Source organism: Enhygromyxa salina (assembly GCF_000737335.2).
Taxonomy (GTDB): Bacteria; Myxococcota_A; Polyangia; order Nannocystales; family Nannocystaceae; genus Plesiocystis; species Plesiocystis salina_C.
Genome location: NZ_JMCC02000183.1, coordinates 1 through 8,925, shown reverse-complemented (window position 1 = coordinate 8,925; position 8,925 = coordinate 1). Strand labels below are relative to the sequence as shown.

7 protein-coding genes are annotated in these 8,925 nt (G+C 69.4%); 1 reads left to right on the top strand and 6 read right to left on the bottom strand.

Annotation, left to right across the window (positions count from 1 at the left end; all coding sequences use genetic code 11):
- Positions 1 to 1,461: bifunctional 23S rRNA (guanine(2069)-N(7))-methyltransferase RlmK/23S rRNA (guanine(2445)-N(2))-methyltransferase RlmL (rlmKL, locus tag DB30_RS39400; RefSeq protein WP_146662725.1), on the top strand; the 1,461-nt coding region annotated here is incomplete at its 5' end.
- Positions 1,462 to 1,507: 46 nt separating this feature from the next.
- Here the strand turns inward: rlmKL and DB30_RS39395 are convergent.
- From DB30_RS39395 to DB30_RS39370, 6 genes are all read right to left on the bottom strand, one after another.
- Positions 1,508 to 2,485 carry an STAS domain-containing protein gene (locus tag DB30_RS39395; RefSeq protein WP_052559121.1) on the bottom strand — a complete coding sequence of 326 codons (978 nt, stop codon included), beginning with the start codon at positions 2,483 to 2,485 and terminating at the stop codon, positions 1,508 to 1,510.
- A gap of 71 nt (positions 2,486 to 2,556) precedes the next feature.
- Positions 2,557 to 3,216 carry a XylR N-terminal domain-containing protein gene (locus tag DB30_RS39390; RefSeq protein ID WP_052559118.1) on the bottom strand — a complete coding sequence of 220 codons (660 nt, stop codon included), beginning with the start codon at positions 3,214 to 3,216 and terminating at the stop codon, positions 2,557 to 2,559.
- 74 nt (positions 3,217 to 3,290) lie between these two features.
- Positions 3,291 to 4,670 (bottom strand): outer membrane protein assembly factor BamB family protein, encoded by a 1,380-nt coding sequence (locus DB30_RS39385; protein ID WP_052559116.1) that lies wholly within the window; start codon positions 4,668 to 4,670, stop codon positions 3,291 to 3,293.
- A gap of 1 nt (position 4,671) precedes the next feature.
- Positions 4,672 to 6,132 (bottom strand): cytochrome c, encoded by a 1,461-nt coding sequence (locus DB30_RS42040; RefSeq protein ID WP_153258492.1) that lies wholly within the window; start codon positions 6,130 to 6,132, stop codon positions 4,672 to 4,674.
- A gap of 83 nt (positions 6,133 to 6,215) precedes the next feature.
- Complete coding sequence (locus DB30_RS39375) at positions 6,216 to 6,602, bottom strand: hypothetical protein (protein WP_052559110.1); 387 nt, start codon at positions 6,600 to 6,602, stop codon at positions 6,216 to 6,218.
- Between the two features lie 187 nt (positions 6,603 to 6,789).
- A partial coding sequence (locus tag DB30_RS39370) for a translocation/assembly module TamB domain-containing protein (protein ID WP_146662723.1) occupies positions 6,790 to 8,925 on the bottom strand: 2,136 nt, incomplete at its 5' end.

Below are 8,925 nucleotides of genomic sequence, written 5' to 3'. Positions count from 1 at the left end.
CGGCGCGAGGCGGGGCTGGCCCGCGCGCTGCCCCGGTTGATCGGCTACGACGCCGAGCCCGACGCGGTCCGGGCCGCGCTCGCGTGTGTCAGCGCGGCCGGCTTGCAGGGGGTCGTTCACATCGAGAAGCGCAGCCTGGCCGAGGTCGAGGCGCCGAGCGGGCTGACGGGGCTGGTGGTCTGCAACCCGCCGTGGGGCGAGCGGCTGGGCAACCGCCGCGAGCTCGAGTCGCTCTACGCCGCGCTGGGTCGGCAGCTGCGCGAGCACTTCGTTGGCTGGGAGGCCGCGCTGCTGTGCGGCGACACGAGCTTGGGTCGCTCGCTGGGGCTGCGCGCGCGCAAGCGCAACGTGCTGCACGACGGGCCGATCGAGTGCCAGATCCTGCGGATCGACGTGCACGAGCCCAAGCCGCGCCCGCTCGGGGCCGACGGCAAGCCCGAGCCCGCCCCGGTCCGCGAGCGCAGCGAGGGCGCGCGCTCGTTCGCCAACCGCCTGAGCAAGAACAAGAAGAAGCTGCGGGCGTGGAGCAAGCGCGAGGGCGTGAGCTGCTACCGGCTGTATGAGGCCGACATCCCCGAATACAACTTCGCGGTCGATCTCTATGAGGCCGCCGACACCGGCCTGCTGCATGCCCACGTGCAGGAGTACGCGCCGCCCGACACCGTTGACGAGGGTGACGCTCGGCGCCGCCGCGGCGAGGCGCTCGCGGTGATCCGCGAGGATCTCGGGCTCACGCGCGAGCGCGTGCACATCAAGCGACGCGAGCGGCAAAAGGGCGCCAAGCAGTACGCCAAGCTCGACGACAGCGGCAACGAGTTCGCGGTCCGCGAGGGCCCGGCGCGGCTGTGGGTCAACCTCGACGACTACTTGGACACGGGGCTGTTCTTGGACCACCGCCCGGTCCGCGCCAAGCTGCGCGAGGCCGCGGCCGGCAAGCAGGTGCTCAACCTGTTTTGCTATACGGCCAGCGTCAGCGTCCACGCGGCGCTGGGTCGGGCGAGCTCGACGACGAGCGTGGATCTGTCGCGGATCTACCTCGAGTGGGCGGCCCGCAACTTCGCGCTCAACGGGCTCGCGTGCGTGGGGCCCGAGGAAGACCAGGGCTACCGAAGGTCACGGCCGGCGCACGAGCTGATCCGCGACGACGCGCTCGAGTGGATCCGCGAGCAAGGCTCGCGGCGTTGGGATCTGATCTTCTGTGATCCGCCCAGCTTCTCGAACTCCAAGCGGATGCGCGGCACCTTGGACGTGCAGCGCGATCACGTGGAGATCATTCACCGCTGCGCTGCCCTGCTGCGGCCGCAGGGGCAGCTGTGGTTCTCGACCAACTTGCGCAAGTTCAAGCTGGACATCGAAGGGCTCGACGGGCTCGTGGTCGAGGAGCTGAGCGGCACCATCCCGCCGGACTTCGCCCGCAACAAGACGATCCATCGGTGCTGGGTGATCACGCGCAGGGGGTGACGCGCTCGAGCTAGAGCGGGTCCTCGGGGACGATCGCCAGGACCGGTTAGCGCGGCAGCTGGTCCTGGGAGCGCAGCGCGTGCGCTCGTCGGTGACACTCGGCGAGGCCGTGGCCCAGCGTCCGCAGGGTCAACAGCGACGACATGTCCGCACCCAGTCCAACCAGGGTCTGCGCGACGCTGGCCTGGATGCCGGTGAGCATGCACAGCACACCAAGTAGCCCGGCGGCCTGCGCGACCCGGACCAAGTTGTGGGCGGTGTTGGTGTCGACGGAGTCGATCCCCGTGACGTCGAGGATCACGAACCTGACGTGGCGGCGAGCGACCTCGGCGAGCAGCCGGTCCATGAGATCTTCGCTGCGGCGCGCGGAGATGGCCCCGACCAGCGGCAGCACCAGGATCTCGGCGCCAAGCTGCAAGAAGGGGGTTGAGAGCGCGACGATCTGCTGTCGTTGGGCGTCGACGAGCGCGACTCGATCCTCGAGCTGGGCCAGCGCGGCCTGCTTGTCACGGGCGTGCGCCGCCGCCTCCACCGCACGGAGCTCGGCGAGCTCTCGCTGGGCGAGCTGCTGGGCGTGCGCATCGGCGCTGGCGAACGCCATCGCGGCGAGGCCTGCGGCGCACGACAAGAAGGTCAGATCCGCCTCGTCAAACGACTCGCGCGAGCGCGGCTGGGCGACCACCAGCAGGCCGACCGCGCGCTCCTCCAAGTCGATCGGCACGCAGGCCATGCCACCGCACAGCGCCGCCGGAGCATCAGGCCAGCGCGCGAGCAGCTCGGCTTGCCCGAGCTGCGTGGCGATCTTTTCTTGCATGAGCGATGTCCACAGCGCGCGCGCCGACTCCGAGACCAGCGCGGCGCCGTCGGCGAAGCCCTCGTCCGCGGCGACGCGCGGTGAGCCGGTGTCGTCGAGCAGCAACACCAGTCGGGTCCGGCAGTCGAAGAAGCTGCTCGTCAACGCGCCCAGCGTGTCCGCGATGTCGTCTGGGCGGGTCAGGTGCAGGGCCGAGAAGGTCTTGGCCATCAGCTGGACGAAGCGCGTGCTCTCGGCCAGCCGCTGATAGCGACGCGCGAGCGCCAGCTGTGGATCCGTGCTCAGGACAGCCCCCGGGCGCGCGCGAACTCGTCGCGCAGGCGAGCGAAGTTGCGAGGATGGCCCATCACGAAGATGCACTGATCGTCGCCCCTGGCCCGGCACGTCAGCTCCTCGGCCTCGAGGTCGACGCCGAAGCTGACCTGGCACCACCCGGTGCTGTACCCGGCGTTCATGTGGCAGACCGGGTGAGCGCTGACGATGCTGTTCTCGATGTACGAGGCAGCCTCGAACGAGTAGGGGTGATCGTAGACCAAGAAGAAGTCCTCGTTGGGTTGCGGCGCGCTCTCGTCGAAGATGTGGACGTTGGCCCAGCCGACGTGGGCGAAGTGCACGGGACCAAGGGCCAGCCGCATGCTTGGATCCTCGATGCGCAGGCGCTCGGCAAACAGCTTGGCGTCACGCAGCCCGCACGCCTTCCCGAGCTTGTAGCGTATCTGCCGGGCGCCGGTCTCTCCAAAGGTCTTGCGCAGCTCCTCTTGCAGCTCGATCGACATCGAGTCGGTCCGCATGAGCATGTAGCGAACCCCCTGAATGTGGATCTGCCCGCGCTCGGGGTTGCGCTCGATGTCCGCGAAGAAGCTCTGCATGATCTGCTCGGCCTGCGCGAACAGAGGCGTGAACGACTCCGGGCACTTGACGACGGTGGTGGCGTGCGACATGGGGGGCGGGCAATCGTAGCAGTGCGGACTTGCTAGGGTATGACCGGTGTGGGTATTCGTGAGTGGCTACCCAGTCACCCAAAGCAATGAAAATAGCCATTGGTCGAGCCGACGTAAATCTTGTTGTCGACGACGCAGGGCGTCGAGTGGGTGCGGCCGCCGACCTCGTGCTTCCACAGCAGCGCCCCCGTGTCAGCGTCGAGCAGGTAGAAGAAGGGATCGTGCGAGCCAAACGCGAGCTTGCCATCCACGAGCACGGGCGAGCACCAGATCGACGCCTGGGCCGCGAAGGTCCAGATCACCGCGCCGCTGTCGGCGGCGAGGCAGTACATGACGCCGTCGTGGCCGCCAATGTACAGGCGATCCCCAAGCACGGCGGGCGTCGACCAAAACCCCCGCCAGCTCTGAAACTCCCAGACCAAGGCGCCGCCCTTGCTGCGGTCGAATGCGCGCAGGAAGGGCGAGCCGGTCTCGGTCGCAACATAGACCAAGTCGCCAATCACGACAGGGGAGACGTCGGTGTCGCCGCCCGTGCTGGCCCGCCAGCGCTGCGCGCCGGTGTTGGCGTCCACGCAGATCAGGTAGCCGTCGTAGTGGCCGACGTAGACCTCGCCGTCTGCGACCGCGGGCGAGGACTCGATCCCGCCCGAACCTCGCGGCGCGCCGATCCCTTCGCCAAGCGGCAGCTCCCAGTGCAGGCTGCCGGTGGCCGGGTCGAGGCACTTGAGCTTGCCATCTTCGCCGCCGATGTAGAGCCGACCGCCAGATACACAGGGCGAGGAGTCGCAGTCGCGTCCGGTGTTGTAGCTCCACACCAACGTGCCATCGCGAGCGTCGAGGCAGCGAATCCGATTGTCGACGTTGCCCACGTACACCCGCCCGGCGTAGAAGCAGCAGGAGCTCTTGTACATGCCGCCGTCGTCAAAGCTCCACTCTTGCGCGCCGGTGTTGGCGTCGAAGCAATAGAACTTGGTGTCGACCGCCCCAACGTAGATCCGACTGCCCCAGCGGACGGGCTGGCCGGTCCAGCCGGTGCCCGCCCAGCGAAAGGTCGTGCCGTCGGCCCGGGTCCCGCTGTGGTCGCCGAGCCGCTTGCGCCACAACAACTCGGGCTGCTCGGCGAGCGTGCCCGCGCCGTAGAAGCTGTGCGAGGGGTTGCCCCGGAACATCAGCATCGTGTGGGTCGAGGCGCTCGCGTCACCCAGGGTCCAGTCGGGGAAGTCGCCGTCGAGCTCGGGCGGGCCGGCGTGGGTGATGGGGGTCGTCGCTGGGGTCGCCGGAACGATCGAGCTTGGCGGGGCGACCTCGACGGCCGCGGCCGGCTCGACGCTGGGCAAGTCTTCGCGCTGCGGCCGAGCGTCGCTGGGCTCGCGGCCGCAGCTTGGCAACACGCCGGCCGCGGCCGCCTGCAGGACGCCGCTTGCGAACCGTCGGCGGCTGAGATCGCCGCGCATGTCAGCGACCGGGCACCCCTGGATCTGGGCCTGGATCTGGATCTGGATCTGGATCTGGGCCCGCGAGCGGCCACGCCACGCCGACCAGCCCCACGCACATCTCGTCGAGCGAGCTGTCGCCCCAGTACACGTCTTGCGCGTCGCTGAGCCCTTGCTCGCTCAGCGCTCGGGCGACGCCGGGGTTGTCGAGGGTGTTGTCGTAGCGACAGTCCATCCACACCGTGTCCCCGGGTCCGAGCGTGGGCAGCTGCTCGAGCGGGCGATCGATCTGGTACAGGCGCTGCCAGTCAAAGTCCCACGCGGGCGTGTGCAGCAGGCAGTCGGCGTCGGCCAAGCTCTGGCCGGGGCGCTGCACGCTGATCAGCTGATCACGGCCGACGTAGTGCATGTGGGTGCCGATCGAGAACAGCGAGACCTCGTCGACCGGCCACGGCTCGGCGACGGTCTCGGGGTGATCGCTCGCGCCCGCGGGGATCATGAACGGTGGGTCGAGCAGCTGGTCTGGCTCGGGGTGCAGGCCCAACAGCGCGAACGCGCCAAGCCAGGGGGTTGGCTCGGCCTGCCAGCGCAGCGCCACGCCGCTGCGATCCGTGTGGGTGCCCGGACCGGGCGGGTGATAGTGGTAGGACAAGATCACGTGGGCGCCGGCTGGGACCGCGAACGAGACGCCCTCGGGGAACACGGTCGGCGACGCGCCGGGCACCCAGATCCCGAGCAGCCACGCACCTTCCAGGATCGCGCCCGGCGGGCAGTCCCACGGGCCCGGGTGCTCGGCGGGTGGCGTTGGCGTGACCCACACGAGCACGTGATGCACGATCGCCTCGTTGTCGGGCAGGACCTCGATGCCATCGAGGAACCTGGGCTCGGTCAGGCCAAGGTCGGCCGAGAAGCACACGTACGCGTCGCCGGGGCCCTCGAACGAGTAGGGCGCGGCGTTGTGAAAACTCGCGCTGACGTCGGTGAGCGCCAGGCTGTCGAGCTTGGGCAGCGGCGCGGCGGTGGCAGGATCGCCGACCGGTGCGCCCGCCGCGAGCCACCGCGCGAGCAGGTCGACGTCGGCGTTGGCGAGCGTGGGGTCGTCTACAAAGTCGTGGTCTGGCTGGCAGCGCTCGGTGATCCTCGGGCCCCACGGCGGCATGGTCCCGGCGACGACCTCGTCGAGCATCTGCGCTGCCCAGGGCGCGGCGCTGTCATGGTCGTGCAGCGACATCGGGGCGACGCCGCCGGGCTGATGACAGCGGACGCAGTGCGCGTGGATCAGCGGCGCGATGTCTTGGTGCCAGCTCGGGCGCAGCGCGTCGGTGTCACTGCTGTCATCGGCTTGGGTGTCCGCGTCGCTGCTGGGATCGCCGCATCCGAGCACGCCAAGCACGCCGAGCGAGCCAACCACGAGCGCGACACGCACGCCCACGCAGGGCGTGCGTGTCGTGGGCTCGCGGCCTGACTTGGCACTTACAAACATGCGGCGTTGCTCGCCGCATCGTAACGTGTGTTGTCCCCTGGCTGGGGCTCGTCATGTTGCGTGGCGCACGCGCCCGCCCATGCTCACTTCTTGGGCGCGACGACGACCTGCTCGAGCACGCGAGCGCCGACCGGAGCGGGCACCGAGGGATCTTCTTCGAGGGTCACGAGGACCGTAAGGCGGTCGTCGGCGAAGGTCGCTTCGAGGGTGCCGCTGCGCTTCTTGGCGTTGTAGTTGAGGACGCCAATTTTATACGGGTCTTTCCCGTCGGCGGTTCCCCACACGACATAGGCCTTCAGCGAGTCGTCGACACGCTGCGGCGGGGGCAGGTGCTCGAACGCGAAGGTAATCTTCCCGTTGCCGGTCTTGTCGAGCGAGAGCACGATCTGGACTTGGCCAGCGTTGGCAGGCGACGTGGTCTCGACGTCGTATTTTTGCTTTTTGCAGCCGCTGGCGAAAGGCAGGGTCAAGAGCGAGGCGGCAAGTAGGTATCGAGCAGATGGGGCCATTTCGGCCGGACCATAGCAGCGGTTTTGGGCGTGTCATATGGCGCGAATTGCGGATCGCCACATATGAACACCGCAAAAATACGGCTTGGAGACTTCGCTGCCCGCGGCGAACCAGTCCCTCGCCCGAGCTGAAACCAGACGCGACGGCCTATTCGAGCTTGACGTCGGCTGGCGGGGACGCTGGCGTGGTTCGCCACGGCGCGGCCACGAAGCTGCGGGTCCAGTACAAGCCGACCCCGCCGATCGCGGCGTCGCCAAAGAAGGTCTCCAGGGTCCAGCGCCGAGCAAAGTTGTACTGCACCTCGATCTCGGCCGTGTTCTTGTCGTCCGGTGCATTGTGGCGATAGGTGGTCTCGACCCACAGATCATCGGTGACGCGCTTGCCGATGCTCAGGATCGGCTGGTCGAGGCTCGCGCCAAACCCAAGCGCGACGCGATCGATCCCCAAGCTGCGGTTGAGCTGGCGCTGCAGCTCGGGGCTGCTGACGGCGGCGAGCAGCCCCGCTGCCTTGGCCTCGACGCTGGCCTCGCCCTCGCCGATCTCGGTCGAGCCGGTCACCAACAAGGTCACGATCTGCATCTCGCTGAGCGCGGGCGTCGAGCGAAACCGCAGCTCGGGTCGGCTCGCGCGCCCGCGGATCGTGACGGTGACTTCGGCCTCGGGCATCTGCGTCACCGCGACGACATCGAGGTAGGGATCGAGCGAGCCGTCGGCCGCCATGCTCACCGTCCCGGTCACCAGCTCGAAGCGTCGCCCGAGCAGATAGAAGCGGCCGCGGCGAGCCTCGAGCTGGCCGAGCAGGTCGACGCTCGGGCCGCGCCGATCCACGCCAAGCGTGCCCGTCCACGCCATGTCGATCGTCGGACCGCTGATCTGCAGGGGGTCGACCATACGCAGGCGTAGCGCCAGCTCGCGGGTGGCGGTCGTCTGCAGGTCACGGTCGGCGGCGCCCGCTGAGTTTGGCGCAGGGGCGCTCGAGACGAACTCGACGGCGTCGCTGTCCGGCGCTTGCTTGGGCGAACTGGGGCTGACCTCCGCGACCGTGATCTCGGTCTGCGCCAGGCCTACGCGCAGCTGGGCCGCGCTGGCATCGACGCGCAGATCCAGATCGACGTCGGCGTCGATGCTCATGGCCGGGAGCCCTGGGCGGATCAGCGGGACCGCCTCGAGCTCGAGCTCGACCCCCGCCTCAAAGCTGTCGGCTGGCCCAAACTCGCCGCGGCCGCGGGCGCTCGCGTGGCCGCCCCCCGCGACGAGCTCGAGCTCGCGCAGCTCGACCACGCGATCGTGCAGGCTCAGCTCGACCTCGATGTCACGCAAGCGCTGACGCAACGCGAGAGGCGTCAGCGCGGCCTCGTGGACCTCCAAGCGCCCGTGCAGGTGCGGCGCGGACAGGGTGCCGCGGGCGACGATGTCGGCGCGGAGGGTCCCGCGCGGATCGTGGACCCGCGTGGCCAGCAGCGGCGCGAGGGTGTCGAGCTGGAAGTCCGGCGCGCCCACGCTCACGCTGAACGGAACCTCGCTGACGTCTTGCTCACCCGCGAGCAGGCGGGCGACGTCGGCCCCGAGCTCCGCACGAACCAGCATCGCGTCGCAGCTGCTGGGCGCGATGTCCACCGTCACCCGCTGGCGCAGCTGATCGAAGTCGAGGCTGGCGTCGAGCGTCATGGTCTGCTCGCCGTCGGCCGTGAGCCGACCGCGGACCTCACCCGCGAGCGAAAAGTTGGAGCTTCGCCCGCCGCCGCCGAGCTCGAAGTCGACGTGGGTGTTGAGGTCGGCGACCCCGAACGCGCGACTCGAGCCGCTCGAGCCGGGCGTCGTCAGCCGCACGCGACCGCCGCTGAGCGCGGCGAGCAGCTCGTCGTCGATTCCGCGCCCGGTCGCGAGTACGCGGTGATGGCCGGTGTGATCCCAAGCGAGCAGCGGCGCGCCACGATCGTCGAGGTTGAACGATATCGGGATCGTGGCCGCGGCCGCGATCACGTGCTGGCCCGCGCGGAACAAGTCACCCTGGATCTGCACGCGCTCGCGGTCGGCCGTGGCGTCGACGCTGAGCTCGCCGACGCGGTCGTCCCCCACACGCAGCGAGTCGACGCGCCCGCGCAGGTCGAGCGCTGGCGAGCGCAGGCTCCCGTGCACGCGAAGGTCGAGCTCACCGCGACCCGCGATCGCGGCGGCTCCGTCGAGGTGCCGGGTGATCGCGGCGAGCTCGGCCCCGCGGACATGGACGTCGGCGCGCAGCGGCGCCGCGGCGTCGAGCTTGATCGAGGGCGCGCTGGCGAG